23 protein-coding genes are annotated in these 21,042 nt (G+C 72.5%); 10 read left to right on the top strand and 13 right to left on the bottom strand.

Annotated features, from left to right (window positions below):
* Positions 1 to 94: 94 nt before the first annotated feature.
* Entirely contained in the window at positions 95 to 1,027 is a 933-nt protein-coding gene (locus IH26_RS0102040; protein WP_157436982.1) for a hypothetical protein, read from the top strand.
* A gap of 120 nt (positions 1,028 to 1,147) precedes the next feature.
* Positions 1,148 to 2,776 carry a cellulase family glycosylhydrolase gene (locus tag IH26_RS0102035; protein ID WP_030434352.1) on the top strand — a complete coding sequence of 543 codons (1,629 nt, stop codon included), beginning with the start codon at positions 1,148 to 1,150 and terminating at the stop codon, positions 2,774 to 2,776.
* Between the two features lie 49 nt (positions 2,777 to 2,825).
* Here the strand turns inward: IH26_RS0102035 and IH26_RS0102030 are convergent, their stop codons facing one another.
* From IH26_RS0102030 to IH26_RS0102010, 5 genes are read right to left on the bottom strand one after another with little or no spacing between them, the layout of a single operon-like run.
* Positions 2,826 to 3,437, bottom strand: coding sequence for a hypothetical protein (locus tag IH26_RS0102030; RefSeq protein WP_030434351.1), 612 nt, complete (start codon positions 3,435 to 3,437; stop codon positions 2,826 to 2,828).
* A complete protein-coding gene (locus IH26_RS0102025; RefSeq protein WP_030434350.1) occupies positions 3,434 to 4,783 on the bottom strand; it encodes a hypothetical protein in 1,350 nt (449 codons plus the stop codon). The genes IH26_RS0102030 and IH26_RS0102025 overlap by 4 nt, the downstream gene beginning before the upstream one ends.
* Positions 4,780 to 5,529, bottom strand: a complete 750-nt coding sequence (locus IH26_RS0102020) for an ATP-binding cassette domain-containing protein (protein WP_030434349.1) — start codon at positions 5,527 to 5,529, stop codon at positions 4,780 to 4,782. The genes IH26_RS0102025 and IH26_RS0102020 overlap by 4 nt, the downstream gene beginning before the upstream one ends.
* Entirely contained in the window at positions 5,526 to 6,230 is a 705-nt protein-coding gene (locus IH26_RS0102015) for a hypothetical protein (RefSeq protein ID WP_030434348.1), read from the bottom strand. Before IH26_RS0102015 ends, IH26_RS0102020 begins: the two co-directional genes overlap by 4 nt.
* Positions 6,208 to 6,783 (bottom strand): RNA polymerase sigma factor, encoded by a 576-nt coding sequence (locus IH26_RS0102010; protein WP_030434347.1) that lies wholly within the window; start codon positions 6,781 to 6,783, stop codon positions 6,208 to 6,210. Before IH26_RS0102010 ends, IH26_RS0102015 begins: the two co-directional genes overlap by 23 nt.
* Positions 6,784 to 6,907: 124 nt before the next feature.
* On the opposite strand from IH26_RS0102010, the gene IH26_RS0102005 reads away from it, so the two are divergent.
* Together IH26_RS0102005 and IH26_RS0102000 are read left to right on the top strand one after the other, a co-directional pair.
* Complete coding sequence (locus IH26_RS0102005; protein ID WP_030434346.1) at positions 6,908 to 7,708, top strand: PrsW family intramembrane metalloprotease; 801 nt, start codon at positions 6,908 to 6,910, stop codon at positions 7,706 to 7,708.
* A gap of 2 nt (positions 7,709 to 7,710) precedes the next feature.
* Positions 7,711 to 8,700: a phosphotransferase family protein gene (locus IH26_RS0102000; protein WP_030434345.1), complete on the top strand. Its 990-nt coding sequence runs from the start codon at positions 7,711 to 7,713 to the stop codon at positions 8,698 to 8,700.
* A 292-nt stretch (positions 8,701 to 8,992) separates the two neighbouring features.
* Here the strand turns inward: IH26_RS0102000 and IH26_RS57440 are convergent, their stop codons facing one another.
* Positions 8,993 to 9,970 carry a methyltransferase domain-containing protein gene (locus tag IH26_RS57440; protein ID WP_030434344.1) on the bottom strand — a complete coding sequence of 326 codons (978 nt, stop codon included), beginning with the start codon at positions 9,968 to 9,970 and terminating at the stop codon, positions 8,993 to 8,995.
* A 101-nt stretch (positions 9,971 to 10,071) separates the two neighbouring features.
* On the opposite strand from IH26_RS57440, the gene IH26_RS0101990 reads away from it, so the two are divergent.
* The 5 genes from IH26_RS0101990 (at position 10,072) to IH26_RS0101965 (ending at position 13,758) form a co-directional block, all read left to right on the top strand.
* Positions 10,072 to 10,470: a TOBE domain-containing protein gene (locus IH26_RS0101990; protein ID WP_030434343.1), complete on the top strand. Its 399-nt coding sequence runs from the start codon at positions 10,072 to 10,074 to the stop codon at positions 10,468 to 10,470.
* Positions 10,467 to 11,252, top strand: coding sequence for a molybdate ABC transporter substrate-binding protein (modA, locus tag IH26_RS0101985; RefSeq protein ID WP_030434342.1), 786 nt, complete (start codon positions 10,467 to 10,469; stop codon positions 11,250 to 11,252). The genes IH26_RS0101990 and modA overlap by 4 nt, the downstream gene beginning before the upstream one ends.
* The gene (locus IH26_RS0101980; RefSeq protein WP_030434341.1) at positions 11,249 to 12,037 is read left to right on the top strand and encodes an ABC transporter permease; all 789 of its coding nucleotides are present in this window, start codon (positions 11,249 to 11,251) and stop codon (positions 12,035 to 12,037) included. The genes modA and IH26_RS0101980 overlap by 4 nt, the downstream gene beginning before the upstream one ends.
* Before the next feature lie 88 nt (positions 12,038 to 12,125).
* Positions 12,126 to 13,157 carry an ABC transporter ATP-binding protein gene (locus tag IH26_RS0101970; RefSeq protein WP_030434340.1) on the top strand — a complete coding sequence of 344 codons (1,032 nt, stop codon included), beginning with the start codon at positions 12,126 to 12,128 and terminating at the stop codon, positions 13,155 to 13,157.
* 16 nt (positions 13,158 to 13,173) lie between these two features.
* Positions 13,174 to 13,758, top strand: coding sequence for a DUF1684 domain-containing protein (locus tag IH26_RS0101965; RefSeq protein WP_030434339.1), 585 nt, complete (start codon positions 13,174 to 13,176; stop codon positions 13,756 to 13,758).
* On the opposite strand, the gene IH26_RS0101960 is transcribed toward IH26_RS0101965, so the two are convergent.
* Positions 13,745 to 14,431 (bottom strand): TetR/AcrR family transcriptional regulator C-terminal domain-containing protein, encoded by a 687-nt coding sequence (locus tag IH26_RS0101960; RefSeq protein WP_030434338.1) that lies wholly within the window; start codon positions 14,429 to 14,431, stop codon positions 13,745 to 13,747. The two genes, IH26_RS0101965 and IH26_RS0101960, sit on opposite strands and share 14 nt — an antisense overlap.
* 65 nt (positions 14,432 to 14,496) lie before the next feature.
* On the opposite strand from IH26_RS0101960, the gene IH26_RS0101955 reads away from it, so the two are divergent.
* Entirely contained in the window at positions 14,497 to 14,943 is a 447-nt protein-coding gene (locus tag IH26_RS0101955) for a nitroreductase/quinone reductase family protein (RefSeq protein WP_030434337.1), read from the top strand.
* On the opposite strand, the gene IH26_RS62575 is transcribed toward IH26_RS0101955, so the two are convergent.
* The 6 genes from IH26_RS62575 to IH26_RS0101920 form a co-directional block, all read right to left on the bottom strand.
* Complete coding sequence (locus IH26_RS62575) at positions 14,940 to 15,329, bottom strand: hypothetical protein (protein WP_030434336.1); 390 nt, start codon at positions 15,327 to 15,329, stop codon at positions 14,940 to 14,942. The genes IH26_RS0101955 and IH26_RS62575 overlap by 4 nt on opposite strands.
* A 171-nt stretch (positions 15,330 to 15,500) precedes the next feature.
* A complete protein-coding gene (locus tag IH26_RS56975; protein WP_034213221.1) occupies positions 15,501 to 16,460 on the bottom strand; it encodes an adenosylcobinamide amidohydrolase in 960 nt (319 codons plus the stop codon).
* A gap of 12 nt (positions 16,461 to 16,472) precedes the next feature.
* Positions 16,473 to 17,018 (bottom strand): GNAT family N-acetyltransferase, encoded by a 546-nt coding sequence (locus IH26_RS0101935; protein WP_030434335.1) that lies wholly within the window; start codon positions 17,016 to 17,018, stop codon positions 16,473 to 16,475.
* Between the two features lie 478 nt (positions 17,019 to 17,496).
* Entirely contained in the window at positions 17,497 to 17,985 is a 489-nt protein-coding gene (locus IH26_RS61940; RefSeq protein ID WP_051807233.1) for a hypothetical protein, read from the bottom strand.
* A gap of 352 nt (positions 17,986 to 18,337) precedes the next feature.
* The gene (locus IH26_RS0101925) at positions 18,338 to 19,996 is read right to left on the bottom strand and encodes a sulfatase-like hydrolase/transferase (protein WP_051807231.1); all 1,659 of its coding nucleotides are present in this window, start codon (positions 19,994 to 19,996) and stop codon (positions 18,338 to 18,340) included.
* 61 nt (positions 19,997 to 20,057) lie between these two features.
* On the bottom strand, positions 20,058 to 21,011 hold the full coding sequence (locus IH26_RS0101920; protein WP_030434332.1) for an NAD(P)-dependent alcohol dehydrogenase: 954 nt from the start codon (positions 21,009 to 21,011) through the stop codon (positions 20,058 to 20,060).
* Between the last annotated feature and the right edge of the window lie 31 nt (positions 21,012 to 21,042).

Genomic DNA, 21,042 nt, shown 5'->3' with positions numbered 1-21,042 from the left:
CGACGAGTCGGCAGCGTCCGCCGCCGCGACGCCGCCCGGGGCGACTGCGCCCGCAGCCGCTCCTCCCCCGTCGCCCGCGCCCGCCGACCCAGCCGTGCCCACCCCGTCACCCGCGCCCGCCGACCCAGCCCTGCTCACCCCGTCACCCGCGCCCGCCGACCCAGCCCTGCCCACTCCGTCACCCGCGCCCGCCGACCCCGCCGCGGCCTTGCCGCCCACGGCCGTGCCCGGCGTCGCGCAGCAGCCCGGCAGCGCACAGCAACCCGGCGAGGCGCCGCCCGGAGCTCCGGCGCCGTTCTCCTCGCCGCCGCCCAAGCTTCCCCGCTGGGCGATCGTGACCGCGGTCGTCCTCTCCCTGCTGAGCACGGTCGGGTTCGGCGGCTACGAAGCCGTCGTCGGCCTGCGGCAGGCCAAGAGCCGGTTCGACACCCTCGAGGCCCGCGGCCGGGCCGAGGCGCCCACGCCCTCCGGCACCGCGGATCCGTCAGCGAGCGTCGCGCCCTCGCCGACCGGCCCGCGGGCGGCCACCTACCCGATACGTACCGGCAACGACCTGGCCCGGGTCTGCGACGGCTGGTACTACCCGAAATCGCCCAAGTTCACCGGCAAGGCGCCGCACCAGATCTCGGTCGGCGTCGTCGACTCGATCATGGCGCCGAGCCGGCACATCATGGCCGCGGTGACCGTGCCCGACGTGCGCGAGTCGATCTGGCGGGCCTGGATCCCGGACAACCCGGGCAAGACCCAGCTGGTCGCCTGCCTCGATCTGACCCGCGCCGGCAACAAGGTCAAGAGCTGCAAGTACCAGGCTCCCCAGCCGCAGACCGTCGACTTGAAGCAGGGCTTCTACCGGCTCCGGCTGTACGAGGCGGCCACCGGCCGGAAGCTGCTCGACAAGCCGGTCACCGGCCAGGACCAGAAGTGCCCGAGCGTCGTCTTCGTGGCCCCGGGCGACAGCCTGTACGGCGAGGTCGAGGACAGTCAGCTGTACGAGCTCCTCAAGGGCTTCGTGATGAAAAAGGGCTGACGCCCGGACCGCCTCCTCTTGACCGCACCGCCATCGAAACGCTTCGATGACGGTGCCCTCGCGCGCGGGCCGGAGTCACCGCCGGTCCCCCGCGCTCGGAACCGTACGAGAGGAAGATCCATGGGTTCGAGAGCAAGGAGGGCCGGGCTGGCATTCGCTGCCGCCACCCTGGCCCTCGCCGGCACCGTGTACGGCGTGACAACGGCATCGGCCGGCGTCACCACCCAGCTGACCGCTCCTCAGCTGACCGCTCCGCAACTGGTCGCCGACATGGGCGCCGGCTGGAATCTGGGCAACCAGCTGGAGGCCAACTCCAACGGCATCCCCAGCGAGACCGCCTGGGGCAACCCGGTCATCACCCAGGCCCTCATCGACCGGGTGAAGGCGTCCGGCTTCAAGACGATCCGGATCCCGGTCTCCTACCTGGGGAACATCGGCGCCGGCCCGAACTACACGATCAGTTCCGCCTGGCTGAGCCGGATCGCGGAGGTCGTCAACTACGCGTACAACGACGGCCTCTACGTGCTGATCAACATGCACGGCGACGGCTACAAGTCCATCACCGGCTCCTGGCTGATCTGCGACGCCGCCGACCAGACGACGATCAAGGACAAGTACCAGAAGGTCTGGCAACAGATCGCGACGAAGTTCCAGAGCTACAACGAGCACCTGATCTTCGAGTCGATGAACGAGGAGTTCGACGGCCAGTACGGCAACCCGACCCAGCCGTGCTACTCGAACATCAACGCGTACAACCAGATCTTCGTGGACACCGTCCGGAAGACTGGCGGCACCAACGCCTCGCGGTGGCTGCTCGTGCCGGGCTGGAACACCAACATCGAGTACACCGCGGGCAACTACGGCTTCGTGCTGCCCACCGACCAGTACCGGTCCAGCTCCATCCCCAGCGGCGAGCAGCGCCTCATGATCTCCGTGCACTACTACGACCCGTGGGACTTCACGGGCCAGGAGGACGGCAACATCACGCAGTGGGGAGCGGCCGCGACCAATCCGGCGAAGAAGTCGACCTGGGGACAGGAAGACTATATGGACTCCACGCTGAAGAAGATGTACGACGCTTTCGTCGTACGCGGCTATCCGGTCTTCGTCGGCGAATACGGCTCGATCGACAAGACGTCCTTCGACTCGGCCAACAACACGTACCGGGCGAACTTCGCGCGCGCCCTGGTCGCCACCGCCAAGAAGTACGGCGCGGCGACCGCCTACTGGGACAACGGCGTCAACGGCCAGTACGGCTTCGGCCTGTTCAACCGCGGCTCCGACACGGTGACCCAGCAGAGCATCATCAACGCCATCATCACCGCCGCCGGCAGCAGCCCGCCGACCACCCCGCCCACCACGCCGCCGACCACCGCACCCACCACCGGGCCCACCACGCCGCCGACCACCCTGCCGACGACGAGCCCGGGCGGCACCAGCACCTGCCGGGTCAGCAACGCGGTCAACGCGTGGAACACCGGGCTGACCAACAACATCACGATCACCAACACCGGCACCGCGGCGATCAACGGCTGGGCCCTGACCTTCACCCTGCCCTCGGGACAGACGATCGTCTCCGGCTGGAACGCCACCTACGCCCCGGCCAGCGGCACGGTGACCGCCACCAACGTCAGCTACAACGGCGCCCTGCCCCCGGGCGGCTCGGCCAGCATCGGCTACCAGGCCACCCACACCGGCAACGCCGCCGCACCCACCGGCTTCAAGCTCAACGGCACCACCTGCGGCTGACCCACCACGACGGGCCGGCGCCGCTCACCGGCCCGGCCCGTCATGCGTCTCAACCGCCGAGCCGAGGCGCGGCACGGAGAACGACCGGTTTCATCCAGCGTGGATGAACGGTGCCGACCGTCGCCACCCCGGCGCCGACCAGGAACACCGCCGTCGCGCAGAGCGCCGCGGCCGTGTCGGACGGTGGGCGGGCCGGCCACAGCCATGGGGTCGTCCAGCCGTTGTCAGCGGCGGCGAGCGCCAGGAACACGTACGCGAGGACGCCCGTCCACGACCGGTTCGCGCCCGCCAGGCCGCCGGCGAACAGGGCCACCCCGACCAGGCCCACCGTGTCCCGTAGGAGGCCGCCGGCGCCCGAGGTCAGGTGACCGGCCGTCGCACCGGCGGCGAGAGCGGCGTAGGCCGCGGCGGTCAGCCCCAGCGCGCCGGCCAGGCGCAGCAGCGGCAGCCGCGGGCCGGTCGCGCGCTCGGATTCGTCGAACGGGCTCTGCATGGCGGCGCCCACGACCGCGGCCGCGGCGCCGACCAGCACCAGCGCCAGCGCGGGCGTGACGCCGGCGGTCCAGCGCAGCACCAGGCTCAGCGCGACGCCGCAGCCCGCGAGGGTCAGCACGGCGGCCGGCATCCGGCGGCTGGCCGCGAAAAGCCGGACGAGTCTCACGGCAGGTCTCCCATCGCCAGCCGCCCGGCTCGCAGGCGGGACAGGTTCTCGGTCAGCCACTGCCGGCGCTCGGCGGCGGGCAGGGCGGCGAAGCGGCCGGCCGCCGCGATCACCTGGCGATCCTGCGGCGTCGTGGTGGTGCCGCGGCCGGTGATGTCCTCGCCGGCGGAGAGCAGCATGCCGTCGGCGACGACCGCGCGGACCGGCCCGGCGCTTACCGGGTTGTCGGGGTTGACGCCGAGCAGCGCCAGGACCGTCCAGCGGCGGGTGGCGGAGCGGATCTGTGCCGCCGACATCGGGCCCTGCGTGTTGAGTATCGGCAGGCGCAGGGCGTCGCGGTCGGCGGCGGCGCCCGGCGGCGTGCCCAGGTCGATCGCCACCGGGGCGCCGGGCAAGCCGGCGAACTGAGCCGTCACCGGGACCAGGTCGGTGCTGACCGTCGGCAGCGCCGAGCGGAACGCCGGGTGTACGCACACCGGCAGCGGGCCGCTGCGGTCGCAGACCGGGGTGAACGGTATGGCGGTGCCCGGCGCCGCCAGGGCGGGGATGACGGTGCCGCGGCCCGGCTCGTCCACCGCCGTACGGGCGACCGCGATCATCGTGCCCGCCAGTGCCACCCCGGCGGCGACCAGGATGGCCCCGCGTCGGGCCGGCATCCCGAGTGCCGGCAGGGTCGCCAGCGTGACGCCGGCGACGAAGATCAGCTGCACGATCGCGATGCCGGTGCCCGCGCCGAAGAACGGCACCAGCTCCGGGCCGACGCTGTCGACCACCGGCGAAACCAGCGCGGCGTGGGTGTGCGTCACGTAGTGGGCGGCCAGCGTGAGCTGGAAACCGAAGAGCAGGCCCACGGCGGTGAGCGGCGCGGTGAAGCGGCTGGGCAGCGCCGTGCCGGCCGCGAAGCCCACGGCGGCGCAGGCGACGAGCCCGGCGGCGCCGGTCGCGACCGGCAACCACAGCACCCCGCCCCAGGCGTGCTGCCCGGCGGTGACGGCGAACCCGGCCGCCGCCGCCACGACGTAGAACGCCAGGACCGCCGCGGTTCCGGCCGCCCAGGTCAGCAGGCGGCGTACGGCCGGTGGGCGGGGCGTGCTGGCGACCAGATCGGTCATCCGGCGGCGGCCCTCGCGGGCGGCGGTCCAGGCCGCGACTCCCCCGGCGAACGGGCCCATCACCTGGACGGCGCCGGGCAGGGCCAGGCTCCGGGCGCTCCACAGTGGCACCGGCGCGCGCAGTGCCCGGCCGTACGGCGAGGCCAGCCAGATCAGCGCGACGAGCAGCGGCAGCAGCGCCCAGGCCGGGGTGCGGCGCAGCTCGATGCGCAACAGCCGGGCCGCGGCGCTCATCGGGCCCTCGCCGCACCGAGCACGGCGCTGTACCCACGCTCGAGCGGCGCGTCGCCCGCGGCGCCGGAGCCCTCGCCGTGCCCGATCAGCTCGGCGGGTGTGCCGCGGAACGCGACGCGGCCCTCGTGCATCAGCGCCACCTCGGCGCAGGCGGCGCCCACGTCCTCGACGAGGTGGGTGCTGACCACGACCGTGGCGTGTGCGCCGAACTCGCGCAGCAGCGACCGGAACTCGACCCGCTGCTCGGGGTCCAGGCCGGCCGTCGGCTCGTCGAGCAGCAGCAGGTCGGGGTCGTTGACGATGGCCTGGGCGATGCCGGCCCGGCGCAGCATGCCGCCGGAGAGCGTACGCAGCTTGGCCCGCGCCTGACCGCCCAGCCCGACCCGCTCGACGGCGGTGGCGACGGCCCGCGCCAGGCGGCCCGGCGGCACCTCCTTGAGCAGCGCGAAGTACTCGACGAACTCCACCACCGTGAAGTTCGGGTAGTAGCCCAGCGACTGGGGCAGGTACCCGAGCCGGCGGCGCACGGCCCGGCGCTCGCGGGCCTGCGCGGGATCGTGGCCGAGCAGGCGGACGGTGCCGGTCGTCGGCGGCAGCACGGTGGCGACCACCCGCAGCAGCGAGGTCTTCCCGGCACCGTTGGGCCCGAGCAGCCCGAAGACGCCGGGCCCGAGACTCAGGTCCACGCCCGCGACCGCGGTCTTGCGTCCGAATCGGCGGGTCAAGCCGGACAACTCAACGTTCATGGTGTCCCCTTCGAGAGACGGACGGTGACGGCGCCGAGCGCGGCGACGGCTAGGTAAGGCAGGTACAGCGCGGTGTCGGTGACCGCGGTGACGGCGCCGGCGGCCGAGCCGCGGGCGGCCATCACGCCCAGGACCGCGATGGCCCATCCGGCGAGCCCGGCCGCGACGCCGGCCGGGGCGGAGCGCATGACGGTGGCGGCGGCGAGGGCGAGGGCGCACACCGCGGTCATCGGAACGAGCCAGCCGAACGTGATGGCCGTCGCCGCCCCGCTGATCGCCGAGGCCGCGACGCCGAGGACCGCGTTCACCAGGCAGACGCACAACGCCCGGACCAGCAGGACCATCCGGTCACCGACCGGCATGATCCGGACCAGCTCGTACGCCGGATCGGTGCCCGGCCCGTACGCGTAAGCCACGCCCGCACCCGCCAGCGCCGGAGCCAGCAGCGGCACCAGCACCGTGCCGGTGGACAGCGTCACGGCGACCCCGACGCCCAGGACCGCCACGGTCGCGGCGAGCCACCCGGCCACCAGCGACGGCGTCGTGACCAGCGCCCGGGCCAGCCCACGGGAGCGCAGCAACCGCGCCGCGACCCGCTCCACCGGCCCCGGCCGGCGCGCCCACACCTCGCCCGCGACCCCGACCCACACCCGCCCCAGATCGACGTCCGACGGCGCCTCACCGTCCGGATACCGCACCATCACCACCTCCCTCCATTCCGTACGGGTCGAACCGGCCCGCCACCAACGCCCGGCGCAACATCCCCCGCATCCGCGCGGCCCGGCTCTTCACCGTCCCCTGCGGCACGCCGAGCAGCCGGGCCACCTCGGCGACCGGGCGGTCCTCCACGCACAACAGCCGCCACACCTCGCGCTCCGGGCTGCCCTCCGGCCCGAGCGCCCGGACCGCGGCGTCGAGTTCCGCCCGGTCCGCGGCCGCCTGCGCGACGTCGTCGACCCGGCCACCCTCGTCGAGCACCGACAGCAGCAGCGTCGCCGGCCCGCGCCGGCGCAGCCACAGGGCGACCTGCCGGCGCGCGATCCCCCACAACCAACCGCCGGCGTTGCCCGGGCGGTATCCCGCGGCGCCGCGCCACACGGCGAGGAACGTCTCCTGCAGCACGTCCTCGACCTCGGCCGCGGGCAGCGCCACCCGCAGCCGCGCCGCCAGCCAGGGCGCGTGCCGGTCGAACAGCGCCCGCAGCGCCGTGTCGTCGCCGCCGGCGACCGCCGAGAGCAACTCGTCGTCGTCCATCGCCTACCTATTGCAGCCGCAGGCCGGTCGGTTCGCGAGACCGCAAACCATTTCGGACGGCCTAGGCTCCCGATCCAGACGGCAACCAGATGCTCATCGATCAACACGTCTGACAGACTGGGTCATGCGCGATCGATCCCGCCGGTGGGCGTGGCTCGGTGTCCTCGTCATCGGGCTGATTCTCTACATCGTGGTGTTGCGGACCCTGGTCCACACCCAGAACCCCAACTTCGTGCCGTCGCTCATCCTGCTCGGCGCGACGGTCGTGCCGCTGTCCTTCCTCACCTTCGCCCAGGCCCGGACCGGTCGCTGGCAGGTGCCGGCCTGGGCGCTGGTCACCGCCGCGTTCTTCGGCGGCGTGATCGGCATCGTGGTGGCCGGCACGCTGGAGTACAACACGCTGCGCGGGCTCGGCATGCTGCCGCTGGTGCTGGTCGCGCTGATCGAGGAGTCGGCGAAGCTGATCGTCCCGATCGCCCTGCTGTTCCTGATCCTGGCCCGGCGCGAGCGCCGGCTGCCGTCCGACGGGCTGATCATCGGAGTGGCGTCCGGCATGGGCTTCGCCGCGCTGGAGACCATGGGGTACGCGTTCACCGCGCTGCTCGCCTCGGACGGCAACATCGGCGCCGTCCAGGAGACGCTGTTCGTCCGGGGCCTGACCGCGCCGGCCGGGCACACCGCGTGGACCGGGCTGACCGCCGGCGCGCTCTGGGCGCTGATCGCCGCGCCGAGCGCGAGGCGACTGCTCACCTTCGGGCTCACCTTCCTCGGCGCGGTCGTTCTGCACACACTGTGGGACACGTACAACAATCTCTGGGTTTATGTCGTTCTCGGGGTGATCTCGCTGGGCTGGCTGTTCATCGAGCTCGCCCGCTATCGCACGTTCTCCGAGCACACGCTCAACCTGCGACCCCTTACCGTTTGAGCATGACGGTCAGCCCCACCCAGCCGGAGGTGTCCGCGCGGGACATCGCCCGGATCGTGTCGGACGGGCTCGGCGCCGGTCTCGCCGGCGCCGAGCGGCTGTCCGGCGGCACCTTCGCCGTGGTCTGGCGGGCCGATCTCGAGGACGGCCGCCGGGTGGTGGTCAAGGTGGGACCGCCGCCGTCGGCTCGCCTGCTGCGGTACGAGAAGGGCGTGCTCCCGGCCGAGGCGGAGTACTACCGGCTGATCCGCGCGCACGCGCCCACCGTGCCGGTGCCCGACGTGCTGGCCGTCTCGGCACCGGAGGGGCCTGGGTTCTCCGCGCCGTCCGGAGGACCAGGCGCCGGTAGCGGCACGGCCGAGCCCGCCTGGGTCATCGCGTCGATGCTGCCGGGCACGCCGCTCACCGAGAAAGACTCGCCGCGAGCCCGCGAGCAGTTGGGGGCGGCGCTCCGAGAAGTGCACGCGATCACCGGCCCGCGGTTCGGCTACACCGGCGACCGTCCGGCCGCCGCGGACTGGCCCACCGCCTTCGCCGCGATGATCGACGACATCCGGGCCGACGCCGCCGACTGGAACGTCCCGCTGCCGCCGCTGGACGGCGTGGTGGCCCGCCACCGGAACGTCCTGGCCGCGGTCGACCGGCCGGCGCTGCTGCACTTCGACCTCTGGGACGGCAACGTGCTGGCCGGGCCGGACGGCTCGCTGACCGGGCTGGTCGACGGCGAGCGGTACCTGTACGGCGACCCGCTGCTGGATTTCGTGTCGCCGGCCCTGCTGCGCCGCATCGAAGACCTGCCGGACCACCCGTTCCTGGCCGGTTACCGGCCCGGCCCGTTCGACGAGCCGGCCCGCATCCGGCTGGCCCTGTACCGCATCCACCTGTACGCCATCATGATCGCCGAGGGCCCGAGCCGAGGCATTCCGATCGCCGACGGCCGGCACGACCACCTGACCGGCCTGCTCAACGAGGAGTTGGCCGATCTCTCCTGAGCAGCCACGCGGCCGACGCGGCGGGCCGGCCGGCCGACATCGACGCCGGCCCCGCCCAGCACCGCATTGACCAAACCGCCCACGTCAGCGGCTGACCAGACATCTTCGGGCTCACGATTTGGGTGGGATGTGGCGGTTGGCAGGTGCGCGCCGTTCTGCTCTGGACTGCCCCGGCCGGGCTGGGTGGCCCGGCTGGCTTGCCATGGCCCGACCACCCACCAAGCCCGACCGGCCCCGCCAGGTCCAGAACAGTACGCAGCTCTCCGACGCTCACCTCGAGTGCGAAAGGCTCCTAGCGGCGGATGGCGAGGGCGAGGAAGTGGTCCTCCGGGTCCTCGTAGCGCACCATCTCCCACCCGGCCGCCGCCAGCAGCGGGCCCAGGTTCGCCTCGTTCAGCGGCTCGTCGGGGCGCGGCGTGCGGCCGTGCCGGGCGGCCAGCGCCACCCGGCCGGTGGGGTGGAAAATCATCAGGCGGCCGCCGGGGCGGGTCACCCGGGCCAGTTCCGCCAGGCCGGCCGCCGGGTCGGGCAGATGCTGCACCAGGCCGGCGGCGAAGACCAGGCCGGCCACCCCGTCCGGCAGCGGCAGCCGGCGGGCGTCGGCCAGCACCAGGCCGGCGCGGGCGTGGCGGCCGGCGGCCCGGGCGGCGTCGAGCATCGCCGGGGTCAGGTCCAGGCCGAGCACCCGGCCGGCCGGGCCGACCGCGGCGGCCAGGGCGGGCAGCGCCCGGCCGGTGCCGCAGCCCACGTCGAGGGCCAGGTCGCCCGGGCATGGTTCGGCGGTCGCCACGGCCGTCGCGTACGCCGGCAGGTCGTCACCGAACTTCGCGTCCCAATCCGCGGCCCGGGCGCCGAAGAAGGCCCGGCTCTCGGCCAGATACCAGCGCTCGGGGTCGGCCAGCCGCGGGTGCACATGCCGGATCACCGGCCACGAGGGATCGTGGTGGTCGATCACCACCTGGGCCCGGCGCTCGCCCTCGCCGTTGCCGCGCCGGCCGCGCGGGCCGCCGCGCAAGTAGACGATCACCCGGTCGGCGGCCGGCTCGAGCACGTTGAGCGCCGAGTCGCCGCGGCCGCCGGACGGGCCGCTCAGGCCGAGCACCGCGTCGACCCGCCAGGCCCGGGCCGAGGGCGGGAACGCGGCGGCCAGGCGGGCCGCGAACGCGGCGGCGGCGCCCTGGTCGCCACCGTCGACGATCACGGTGAGCGGGGCCCGGGGAGCCAGCACCTCGGCCAGGAAGGCGGTGACCTCGCGTATCCGTTCCGGCACGCCGTCCAGCATGCCGCCGCCGGTGTGAGCTCCGCAACGGTTACGCGTCTGCGACTCGTCCGGGCTGTAAGGCCTCGCATCTGCGGCCCTAGAGTGATGGCGTGACGACCTACCGCATCGGGGAGGCGGCCGAGCTGCTCGGGGTCAGCGTGGACACGGTCCGCCGCTGGGTCGACTCGGGCCGGCTGGTGGCCGGCCGGGACGACCACGGGCATCGCAGCATCGCGGGCGTCGACCTGGCCGGCTTCGCCCGGTCGCTGGGCGACGAGCCGGATGCCGGGGCGCGCCGCTCGTCGGCTCGCAACCGCCTGCCCGGAATCGTCACCGCGATCACCCGTGACTCGGTGATGGCGCAGGTCGACATCCAGGCCGGCCCGTTCCGGGTGGTCTCGCTGATGAGCCGCGAGGCCGTCGACGAGCTGGGGCTGGAGGTCGGCTCGACGGCGGTCGCCGTGATCAAGTCGACCACGGTGGTCGTGGAGCGAGGAGACGACAAGTGAAGAAAATACTGACGGCACTGGCCCTGGCAGCGCTCCTGGCGGGCTGCGGCAACAACTCCGATGGTTCTCCTCCGTCGACATCGACCTCCAGCGCCGGCGGAGGGGTCACCGGCAACCTCACCGTGCTCGCGGCGGCGTCACTGACCGAGACCTTCAACCAGATCGGCAAGGACTTCGAGGCGGCCAACCCTGGGGTCAAGGTCACTTTCTCGTACGGCGGAAGCTCCGGCCTCGCTCAGCAGATCACCTCGGGCGCGCCCGCCGACGTGTTCGCCTCGGCCAGCCCGGCCACCATGAAGACGGTGACCGACGCCGGCGACGCGTCCGGCACGCCGGCCACCTTCGTCAAGAACCAGCTGGTCATCGCCGTGCCCAAGGGCAACCCGAAGGGCATCACGGGGCTCTCCGACCTGACCAGGGCGGGCATGAAGGTGGCGCTCTGCGCCGAGCAGGTGCCCTGCGGCGCGGCGGCCAAGAAGGCGCTCGGCGCGGCCGGCGTGAAGCTCACCCCGGTGACCCTGGAGCAGGACGTCAAGTCGGCGTTGTCCAAGGTGAAGCTGGGCGAGGTGGACGCGGCGCTGGTCTACCGCACCGACGCCAAGGCGGCCGCGCCGGAGGTGGACAGCATCGAGTTCCCCGAGTCGTCCGGCGCGATCAACGAGTACCCGATCGTGACCCTCAAGAGCGCTCCCAACCCGGTCGCGGCGACCGCGTTCGTCGCGTTCGTGCAGACCGGGCCCGAGATGAAGGTGCTCACCGACGCAGGGTTCCAAAAGCCCTGAGCAGGTTTCGTACGAAGGTTCCGCCGGCCCTCGCGATCCCGGCGATCGCGGGGCTGGCGTTCCTCGTTCTGCCCCTGTTCGGGCTGCTCTGGCGGGCGCCCTGGTCGAGCCTGCCGGCCCGGCTGCGGGAGCCGGGCATCCTCGCCGCCCTGAAACTCTCCCTGCTGACCGCGACCCTGGCCACCGCCGTCTGCCTCGTCGTCGGGGTGCCGCTGGCCTGGGTGCTGGCCCGAGCCGAATTCCCCGGCCGGCGGCTGGTGCGCGCGCTGGTGACCGTGCCGCTGGTGCTGCCGCCGGTGGTCGGCGGGGTGGCGTTGCTGCTGGTCTTCGGCCGGCGTGGGCTGATCGGCGGCTGGCTCGACTCGACCTTCGGGATCAGCCTGCCGTTCACCACCGCGGGCGTGGTGGTGGCCGAGGCGTTCGTGGCGATGCCGTTCCTGGTGATCAGCGTGGAGGGGGCGCTGCGCGGGGCGGACGCGCGCTACGAGGAGGCGGCGGCAACCCTCGGGGCGGGGCGGTGGACGGCGTTCCGGCGGATCACGCTGCCGCTGATCGCACCCGGGGTGGCGGCCGGGGCGGTGCTCTGCTGGGCGCGGGCGCTCGGCGAGTTCGGGGCGACGATCACGTTTGCCGGGAACTTCCCGGGGCGTACGCAAACCATGCCTTTAGCGGTTTATCTGGCCCTCGAACAGGATCTCGACTCGGCCATCGTGCTCAGCCTCCTGTTGCTGGTCGTGTCGGTCGGCATCCTGGCGGCGTTGCGGGACAAATGGGTGGCGGCGTGACCGACTGCACCGAGCGGCACGTGCGTGAGTTGCCCGCCCAGGCCGCAGGCGAGGGCCAGAAGGGCATGCCTGAGGAAGGCACAGCGTGATGCTCGACGCGCGGCTGGTGGTGAAGCGCGCGGGGTTCACTTTGGACATCGAGCTGGCGGTGGCGGCCGGCGAGGTGGTGGCGCTGCTCGGGCCGAACGGCGCCGGGAAGACGACGGCGCTGCGGTGCCTGGCCGGGCTCGACGGGCTCGACGACGGGCACGTCACGCTGGACGGCGCGCGGCTCGACCGGGAGCCGCCCGAGCGACGGCGGATCGGTGTCGTGTTCCAGGACTACCTGCTGTTCCCGCACCTCAGCGCGTTGGACAACGTCGCGTTCGGGCCGCGCTGCCGCCGGGTACCGCGCCGGGAGGCACGGGAGACGGCGCGGGAGTGGCTGCTGCGGGTGGGCCTGGCCGAGCACGTACGCAAGAAGCCTCGCCAACTCTCCGGGGGCCAGGCGCAGCGCGTCGCCCTCGCCCGGGCCCTCGCCGCCGAGCCCAAGCTGCTGCTGCTGGACGAGCCGCTCGCCGCCCTCGACGCGCGCACCCGGCTGGACACCCGGGCCCAGCTGCGGGGCCACCTCGCGTCGTTCCCGGGGGCGACCGTGCTGGTCACGCACGATCCGCTGGACGCGCTGATGCTCGCCGACCGGCTGATCATCGTGGAGGACGGCGCGATCGTGCAGTCCGGCGACGCCGGCACGATCACCGCCCAGCCGCGCACCGACTACGTGGCCCGGCTGGTCGGCCTCAACCTGTACCGCGGGCAGGCCTCGGGCACCTCGGTGCGGCTGCCGGACGGGTTCACGCTGGTCACCGCCGTGCCGCTGGAGGGGGACGCGTTCGTCGCCTTCCCGCCGTCCGCGGTCTCACTTTTCCCCACGAGGCCGGCGGGCAGCCCACGGAACACCTGGCCGGCCACGGTGACCGCGATGGCCCGGCACGGCGACGCGCTGCGGATCGAGCTGTCCGGGCCGATCCCGGTCGCGGCGGACGTCACACCGGCGGCGGCGGTGCAGCTCGAACTCGCTCCCGGGCGTGCGGTCTGGGCCACGGTGAAGGCCACGGAGGCGACCGCGTACCCGGCCTGAGGATAGGTTCATGGTCATGGAGGCACTCGAGCTGACCGACTATCGCGCCGCGGTGGCCCGGATGTACCTGGAGGCGGCCGACCTCGAGGACTTCCGGTCGCGGCGGGACGAGCTGTTCGCCACCCATCCGCAGTCACCGATCCCGGCCGCCTCGCGGGCGTCCTTCACCGGGCTGCGTTACTTCGAGCCGAACCCGTCGGCGATCGTCGAGGCGCCGGTGCGGCCTTCGCCCGGTGAGATCGACATCGACACGGGCGGCCCGGACGGGATCGTGCACTACCGACGGGCCGGGGTGCTGGAGACGGCGTTCGGCGAGCTGTCGCTGTGGTGGATTTCGGCGTACGGCGGCGGATTGTTCCTGCCGGTGCGCGACGGCACCTGCGGGCAGGAGACCTACGGCGGCGGGCGCTACCTGACCGACACCGTGAAGGGCACCCACGGGCGCGGCCTCGAGGTGCTGCCGGGCGATCGGGTGCGGCTCGACTTCAACTACCTTTACAACCCCTCTTGCGCGTACGACGATGCGTGGCTCTGCCCGCTCGCCCCACCGGAGAACCGGGTGGCGGCCCGGATCGAGGCGGGCGAGCTCAGCTACCGCTGACCCGTCGACGCTCCAGTCCCTCGAGCAGCAGGTCGAGGGCGAAGGCGAACTCGCCGTCGTCGTCGCAGCCGCCCAGCGCGCCGTCGTGGGTGACGGCGGTGGCCAGTTCGACGATGTGCGGCATGGTCTGTGCCCAGGCGGCGAGGACCTCCGGCGGCGGGCTGGTGTCCGGGTCGTCGTCGAAGAGGTCCTGGCTGAAGCCGAGGATGCGGCTGCCGAGCAGGTGGATCGCGTGGTGGCCGAGGTCGACGCTGCAGCCGCCGTCGCGCATGATCGCCAGCACCCGTTCGAGGTGGATCAGGACCGACGGGGTGGGTTGGTCGCGGCCCTCGATGACCCGCGCCGCCCAGGGGTGGGTCAACATGGTCATGCGCGCCGCCATGATGAGATTTTTCAGCTTTTCTTGCCAATTTTCGTGATTTTGCGATGGTTGCCCGATTTTCGCGACGACGGCGTCGACCATCTCGGCCAGCAGGGTGTCCTTGTCGCGTACGTGGTAGTAGATCGACATCGCGTCCACGCCCAAGTGCTGGGCCAACCGCCGCATGCTCAGCGCGGCCAGCCCGTCGCGGTCGGCCAGTTCGATGGCCGACGCGATGATCCCCTCCTTGCTCAGGCGGGTGGTGGCGCGGGTCGCGGTGGTGTCGGAAGCACGTCTTGGCACATCTCGCATCCTACTTGCCGCCCTACGGCGTAGGGCTTACTCTACGCTGTAGGTCTACACCGTAGGAGGATTCGATGGCACGCCCCTTCCTTCCCCCGAGATGGTTCGTCCGCGGCGCCTGGAAGACGCACAAACTGGTGCTCCGCGCCACCAACGACCGCGGGCTGCGCCCGCCCGTGCCGGGCCGCTGCGGCATCATGCGGCTCACCACGACCGGCCGGCGCTCGGGCGAGCCGCGGGCCGTGGTGCTCTGCTACATCGAGGACGACGGGCGCCTGGTCACCCTGGCCATGAACGGCTGGGACCCGGCCGACCCGGCCTGGTGGAAAAATTTGCAGGCCCGGCCGGCGGCGACGGTCGACCTGGCCGGCGGCGCGAGCCGTCCGGTGACCGCCGCCCGGGCGACCGGCGCCGAGCGTGAGCGGCTGTGGGCCGCGATGCACGACTATTCCGGATATGGCGACATCGACGCGTTCGCCGGGCGGCGGGGCCGGGAGACGGCCGTGGTGGTGCTCAGTTAGTGACCTGGGCCTCCGGGGTGGCCGGGGTGGCCGGGCGCTCCGGGGTGGCCCGGCGCTCCGGGATGCCCGGGGGCTCCGGGGTGGCCGGGGGCTCCGGGCCAGCCGGGCCAGCCGTGGCCGAGGCTGCCGTAGCTTTGCACGGTCAGCAGCCACATGCCGCGGTGCGGGCCCTGGCCGACCAGCAGGCAGTGGGCGTCGTTCCAGCGGTTGAGCTGGTCGCCGGCGCGGCCGACCCAGTCACAGTCCGTGCGGTTGACGAAGTAGGCGACCGCGGTCAAATGGTCGGTGGGTCGTGGGGCGGGGGCGGCCTGTGCGGGCGCCGCCGCGACGAGGCCGGTCAGCAGGCCTGCGCCGATCATCGCCGAGAGTTTTGCCATGGTATGCATGTCGCGTCCTTTCCTGCGTTCGACTTGAACTCGACCAGGCCAGGCCATCACGCTCGGGAGTCCGCCGTACGATGAACAGTCCTATTACTAGCTTTTTCTCATTTTTTCGCGAAAAAGCGGTCGAAAGGCGGTGATCGGTCCCCGGTTGGGGGTGACGTCGGTGAGTGCCCGTCAGCCGCCCGATCGCTCGGACCAGGACCGGGGACCGGCCAGGTTGGCGCGGCCGCCGGCCAGGACGGCCCGGTAGGCGGCTCGGGCCAGCGGCTCACCCCAGCGGGAACGCGGGCCGCCGTAGGAGGCCGGATCGCCAGTCGGCGGGCAAAGAACACAGACGGCGTCGGTCGCGGTGCCGGTGGCGGGCAGGCCCAGGTCGCGGATCGCCTGCGTCTTCGCCTCGGTGATGGTGGCTACGGCGTTGACCAGGGCGGCGTCGCTGAGTCGCCGCGGCAGCCAGCCGACGATGTTGATGGTGCCGGGGTGGTGCGGGGTTACGGTGGCGGCGGCCGAGTGGGGGCCCGCCGCCGACGCGGCCGAGTGGGGGCCCGCCGCCGACGCGGCCGAGTGGGGGCCCGCCGCCGACACGGCCGAGCTGGGGCCCGGGCTCGCCGCCGACACGGCCGAGCTGGGGCCCGGGCTCGCCGCCGACGCGGCCGAGCTGGGGCCCGCAACCGACTCGGCCGAGTCGGAGCCCGCGACCGACGCGGCCGAGCTGCCGCCCGGACTCGCCGACGCGGCCGGGCCGGAGCTCGCGACCTGCGCGGCCGGGTCGCGGCCCGGGACTCGTGCGGCCGGGTCGTGGGCCTGGATCGGGGCGCTCAGGCCTACCGTCGCCCAGAGGCGGATGCCGTCGTCGAGTTCGGTTACCAGGTCGGCCACGTCCACGCCGGTCAGCAGGCCTATGCCGGGGCCGGCGAGGCCGAGAGCGTTGCCCAGATCGGCCAGGTGCGACTCGGGGTCGTTCCGGGCGTACGACATGGGCACTGTCGCATTGATGACCCAGTGGCATTCGCCCAGGCCGCCGCCGAGAACGGCCGAGGAGATCGCCCTGGCCGGCGTAGGGAGGCGCCAGACCAGGAGCGGGATGTCGTGGCCATCCTCGTGGCGATGGGTCAGCGTGGGGTCGGCCGGCACCGGACGGCCTGCCTAGCCCTGCCGCCAGTCGGGGGCCAGCACCGCCCAGATCTCGGTGTCGTGGCGGGCGCCCTTCCACGGGTAGTTCTCCCGCAGCGTCGCCTCCAGCTTCATGCCGAGCCGGCGGGCCACGTTCGAGCTGGCGGTGTTGTCCGTGCGGCAGTGCCACTCGACGCGGTGCAGGCCCCGCACCCGGAACGCCCAGTCGATCAGCTGCCGGCACGCCGCGGTGACCAGACCGCGGCCGGTTGCCGACGGCTCCAGCCAGCAGCCGATCTCGGCCACGCCCGAGTCGACGTCGAAGGAGACGAACATGCAGCCTCCCACCAGCGTCTCCGCCAGCCAGATGCCGTAGATACGGCCGGTGTCCCTGGCCTGCATTTCGGCGTAGCGCTGGAGGGATTGTCGTGCGCCCTCCAGGGTTTCGCTGCGGGCGGCCCACGGGATCCAGGGGTCTACGGTGGCGCGGGCGCGGTTCATGTGGGTCAGGAACTCTTCGGCCTGCCAGGGCTCCAGGGGGCGGAGGGTGGCGCCGTCGCCTAGGTCGATTCGGAACACGCGGGAAGCCGCCCGCCATGGCCCGGGTCGCCTGCACGGTCACCGCCCGTGCCGCCCGTTGCGGCTCGCTGGTGGGCGAAGCCGCCCGCCATGGCCCGGGTCGCCTGCATGGTCACCGCCCGTGCGGCCGGTTGCAAGCCGCCCGCCATGGCCCGGGTCGCCTGCACGGTCACCGCCCGTGCCGCCCGTTGCGGCTCGCTGGTGGGCGAAGCCGCCCGCCATGGCCCGGGTCGCGTGCGTGGTTGCGGCGCGTGCGGCCCGTCGCGGCAGCTTGGTGGTCGAGTTGCTTGCTGCGCCTGTTATCCGCTGGGTGAATAAAGCTTGAATAGCATCTGGGAATTGGCGACAATACTCCATGATCCGAAATAGGGGATGGGAAGGATTGGCATGATCGAACGGCTGTTCGGGCTTACCGCCGCATTCTCGGGAGTGCGATAATTCTTAGGTGCGACAGCTGGAGTTGTTCCCCAGGGCTCAATTAGCCGGAATGCGTGACCGCACCAAGTCGCGCCGTTATTCGGTGGAGGCCGAGGAGTTCCGTCGAGAGCACGCGCGCCACCGCGACTGGGGTCTCGCGCAACGGCATGGCATGAAGCTGTGGCGCCTCCGCCGCGAGCGCGCCGCCGCCGAAGCCGCCGCCATCGAGGCAGCCGCGGCCGCTGCCGAGGCAGCCGAAACCGCTGCCGTCGACGCGGCCGTCGCCTCTGCCAATACCCCCAGCGCTGTCAAAGCCGCGCGCCCCGCCAAGGTCGCCGCCCCTGCTGAGGCCGCCGCCCCCGCCGAGGCCGCCGCACCCGCCGAGCTCGCCGCACCCGCCGAGGCCGCCGAGGCCGCCGCACCCGCCGAGGTCGCCGCCCCTGCCAAAGTCGACGACGCTGCCAAGGCCATCGCGAGTGCCGCGGGCGCCGAGGCCACGATCGCCATCGAGACCGAGGCCGCGATCGACAGCGCCGCCGCCGCAGCTCATGAGGGCGCCGCCACTCCCGAGGCCGCGATCGACAGCGCCGCCGCCGCACCCAGGGCCGCCATCGCAACCGAGGCCGCCACTACTCCCGAGGCCGCCGCCGCTGCCCAGCCCGTGACTGTGATGAAGCCGATCCGCACCGCCCCAGCCACCGGCCCCGCGACGGAAGCAACGGCCCAGCAAATCCCCGCCGATCGCGCCACCCGCCCGCCGCAGAAGAGGGCAGCGCGCCCACCACGCCGGCGCAATTTCCCGGCCCCCATCCGCAATGGGCGCTGCCATTCTGTGGCCGCCCGGCCTCCGGCGTCGAATGCTTATTCCGGCGGGCGGGGAAAGCGCCCGCCGGAACGCGCGTTTAGTGGGCTTCACCCTCGGGGCCGAAGGCCGTCAGGAACTTGTCGCGGAACTGGTTCATCGGCCAGACCGGGGCGTTCGGGGACGGGGTCAGGCCGTCGGTCCAGCCCCAGCTGGCGATCCGGTCCAGCACCTTCGGGTCCTTGGCGACGATCGAGATGGGGACGTCCTTGCTGGCGTTCTGGCCTACTACTACCGAGGCGGGCTGGTGGTCGCCCAGGAAGATGAGGACCAGGTTGTCGTTGGCGTATTTCTGCACGTACGAGATGAGGGTGTCCACCGAGTAGGCGATGGACGTGGCGTAGGCCTCGCGGACCTTGTGGTTGTCTCGCCAGACGGTGCCGGCGCCCTCGGCCGACTTGATGATCGGGCCGTAGACCGAGCCGTCGCCCAGCTGGTCCCAGGGTAGGGAGACCGGCAGCGGGGCCCATGGGGTGTGGCTTGAGGTCAGTGTCATTTCGGCCAGGAGGGGGCCTCGGTTGGGCTTGCCGTATTCGAAGTTCTGGAACTGGTGGACCGCGTACTGGTCGGGCATGGTCGACCAGCTCAGCATCGGGCCGTGGTAGTCGAGGGAGTGGACGTCGTAGACCTGGTCGTAGCCGTAGAACTGGCCCTCGGGCCAGGCGTAGGTGACGCCGGGCTCGACGCCTACGGTGCGGTAGCCCGCGCGCTTGAAGACCCTCGTCAGGGTGAGGCGGTCGGAGTTGACCAGGCTGCGGTAACGCTGCTGGTTGTCGATCCACAGGCCGGACAGGAACGTGGAGTGGGCCAGCCAGCTGCCGCCGCCCGCCGTCGACGACGTCAGGAAGCCCGTGCGGGCGGCGAAGCCCTTCGAGGCCAGTTTGGCGTCGTCCGCTTTGAGCTGGGCCAGCACCTTGCCGTCGAATTCGGGGTTCTCCACGGCGGAGCGGCCGTAGCTCTCCACGAAGCTGATCACCACGTCCTTGCCGCGGAGGGCCGTGAGCAGCTGGTCGTCGGGCAGGTTCTTGAACGCGTCTACCTGGACCTCGCGTTCGAAGGCCTTCTGATCGGCGATGTCCTGCGGCACCTTGAGCGCGGTGTCGTGGGCCAGGTCGGCGGCGGCCTGCGCGGCGACGGGTACGCCGCCGACGATCTCCACGCCCAGGACGCTGAGGATCACCCAGGCGCTGGCGAACGCGAAGACCGCGTGCCTGGTCGGGCGGGCATGGGCGGCGAGCAGGCGGGAGATCCGGCGTACGGCCAAAGAAGTGAACGTGAGCAGCGACGCGGCCAGCAGGAGCGCCGCGACCGCCACGCCGAACGCGCCCGCCTTGCCGATCGAGTCCTCGAGGAAGTGGTAGCCGTCGCTGAACAGCACCCAGTCGAGAACCGGGTCGAACTCGCGGGCGAGCACGGCGAAGAAGCCGATGTCCACGATCTTCACGATCGTGAGCAGACCGAGGGTGAAGCCGAGGATCGTGGCCAGCACCTGCCGGGCGCGCTCCGGCAGGGCGAGCAGGACCGCGATCGCGACGATGGCCTCGATCGGGATGCGGACCAGGGCATTGATCCAGGGGTTGCCGGGCGGGAGCCTCGTGATCTGGTCGGGCATGACCAGGGACAGAAAGACCAGGAGCGCGGCGAGCGTGGTGACCACAGCGCCGCCGACACGACGCAGGTGGGGCTTGATCTGGGACAACTCGGGTTCCTAACGCTGTGTAGACCTGCCTCCAGGTACACGGCGGCTACCCGGATTCGGTTCAAGCCGAGGCTACGGTCACCACCACCTTGCCCCGCGCCTCCCCCGTCCCGAGGTAGCGGATCGCGTCGGGCGTGTCGGCCAGCGCAAACGTGCGGTCGATGGCCGGCCGCAGCGTACCGTCGGCCAGAAAGCCCGCCAGAGCATCCAGGTCGGCGAGCTTCGGCAGGCTGAGCAGCGGCTTCAGCCGCTGACGGACAAAAGGCGAGATGGCGTACGCCGAGAGTGAGCGCTGGAAGCCGCCGAGAACCCGGCCCTTGCCGCCCTCGCCGCCGACGATCACCAGCGTGCCGGACGGTTTCAGGAGCGGGCGCAGTTCGGCCAGCGGCCGGTTCCCGGCGGTGTCCATGATCAGGTCGTACTGCCCGGTGATCTCGGTGGCGGCGCCCAGCGACCGGACGAAGTCCCGCTTGGCCTCCCGGGCGACCCCGGTCACCTCCGCGCCGTAGCCGCGGGCGAGCTGCACGACCATGTGCCCGATCCCGCCGCCGGCGCCGAAGACGAGCACCCGCTGCCCGCTCTCCACCCGGCCCAGATCCCGCAACCCCTGCAGCGCGGTCATCCCGGAGACCGGGGTCGCGCCGGCCTGCTCGAAACCGATCCCGTCCGGCTTGAGCACCAGCCGATCCGCCCGGCACCGCGCGTACTCGGCGTAGCTGCCGCTCGCGGCCACGCCGAAAACGGCGTCACCCTGACGGATATTTACGACATTTCGCCCGACGCTGCCGACGACGCCGGCGACATCGCTGCCCCGCACCGGCACCCGCGGGCGCCGAAGCCCCAGCGCCAGCCGGCCCGCCGTGGGCAGACCGGTCAGGTAGTGCCAGACGCCGGGATCGACGCCGGCCGCCCGCACCCGGACCAGCACCTCGTCCTCGCCGATCCCGGGCGTCGGGATCTCTCGTTCCTCGAGCACGTCGACCGGCCCGTACCGGTCCTGCACGATCGCCTTCACCGATCTTCTCCCTCGACGCCGATGTGCGGAT

The sequence above is a fragment of the Actinoplanes subtropicus genome (assembly GCF_000721705.1).
GTDB classification, from domain to species: domain Bacteria; phylum Actinomycetota; class Actinomycetes; order Mycobacteriales; family Micromonosporaceae; genus Actinoplanes; species Actinoplanes subtropicus.
The sequence above is the reverse complement of the archived record's forward strand: the minus strand, read 5'-3'. Positions and strand labels throughout refer to the sequence as shown.